Origin of the sequence: Arthrobacter ulcerisalmonis, from assembly GCF_900609065.1 — a bacterium.
Classification (GTDB): domain Bacteria; phylum Actinomycetota; class Actinomycetes; order Actinomycetales; family Micrococcaceae; genus Arthrobacter; species Arthrobacter ulcerisalmonis.
On sequence record NZ_UXAU01000001.1, the window covers coordinates 1 to 1,409 of the forward strand.

General features: G+C 63.4%; 2 protein-coding genes. Both read right to left on the bottom strand.

Annotation, left to right across the window (positions count from 1 at the left end; translation table 11 throughout):
• The coding region (locus PSET11_RS00005) for a DDE-type integrase/transposase/recombinase (RefSeq protein WP_160118931.1) at nucleotides 1–879 on the bottom strand (879 nt) is incomplete at its 3' end.
• Nucleotides 880–968: 89 nt separating this feature from the next.
• On the bottom strand, nucleotides 969–1,409 hold a 441-nt coding region (locus PSET11_RS16690; protein WP_345788797.1), incomplete at its 5' end, for a hypothetical protein.

Sequence of the window (1,409 nt, forward strand, 5' to 3'; positions counted from 1 at the left end):
TGGCAGGTTGATCCCTACCGTGCCAGCGGGCGTCGGTGTCCTCGGGCGGGCGCTAAACCGTTCGGGGTGTGCTTGGAAATAGCGTTGCAGGGCGGTTTCGCGTGTCTGCCAGGCATCGCGCCAGGACCCGCTGTGGACTTGGGCTGGCGAGAATAGTGCGATGCCGGAGTGCTTGTGCTCACAGTTGTACCAGGGCACGTACTCCGCGAGGTATGCCCGGGCGGTCTCTAGGTCGGCGAACACTTTCGGGTAGCCTGGCCGGTATTTCATGGTCCGGAATCCGGCCTCGGAGAAGGGGTTGTCGTCGGAGACGTATGGTCGGTTGTGTGACAGCTCTGTGCCGTGCTGGCGGTGAAGGAAGTCTCGGAGCAGGTTCGAGGTCATCGCGGCGCCGTTGTCGGCATGCACCATGCGGGGCGCGCCGTGCTCGGCAATCGCGGTAGCGAACATATCCACGGCGAGGTGGCTGGCCTCACGGTCCTCGACCCGCCACCCGACGATTTCGCGGGAGAAGATGTCGGTGATCTTGTACGCCTTGAACACGCGCCCGCGCCAGGGCGAGTACAGGTCCGTGATGTCCCAGGACCACACCTGCCCGGGCCCGGTTGCTTTTAGGACGGGCTTGTTCCGCGGAGCTCTGGGTTCCTTGCGGGCCGGAATCTTGGGGCGCAGCATCTGGTTTTCGATCTGCGCGGCGATCCGCCACCACGTCCGCCGTGAGCCGAGCATGAGGCCCTCGTCCCACACGGTGGCGAACGAATGGTCCACCGAGTTGGCGTTCGCCCAGCCGGCGAGAACGAGCTCCTCGATCTGTCGCCGGTCGGCATCGCTGATTCGTGCCTCGTACGCCCGATCGGCCTGATGAATCGGAGCGGGCACGACAGGGCGAGGATTCATCCGGTACTGCCATGTCGAGCGCGCCAGGCCCACCATCTCCAGCGTTTGCCGTTGTGATCCGGTCAGCCCGGTCAGCTCCCGGACGAGTTCGTTCTCCGTCTCGATGAATCCTCGGGCCCGCTCGTCGTCTCCGCGTCGGGCTCTGACACGTTCAACTCGTGCAAGAGCCCGATAGCTTTTCCCAACGCATCATTCGTGCCCACTAACTCGTGGATACGCTTCTTGAGCTGCTCAACTTCGGATTCATGTTCAGCCAACTCTTTCGCACGCGCTTTCTCAAACGCGGTCCACTCGCCACGGGTACGGGTCATACCTCCATGCTCTCGCGGAATGAGATTCCGGTCGAGATCTCCCTCGTACAACGCCTTCCGCCAGCGCCACAACTGATACCTGGAGAACGGCTGCCCCTCCAACCACGCGCCCCTCGTCCCATGCCGCTGGCGACCATAATCATGCACAAACTCACGGATCTGCTCCCGCGTATACCCCGGCGTCCCAGTCATCACCAGGCC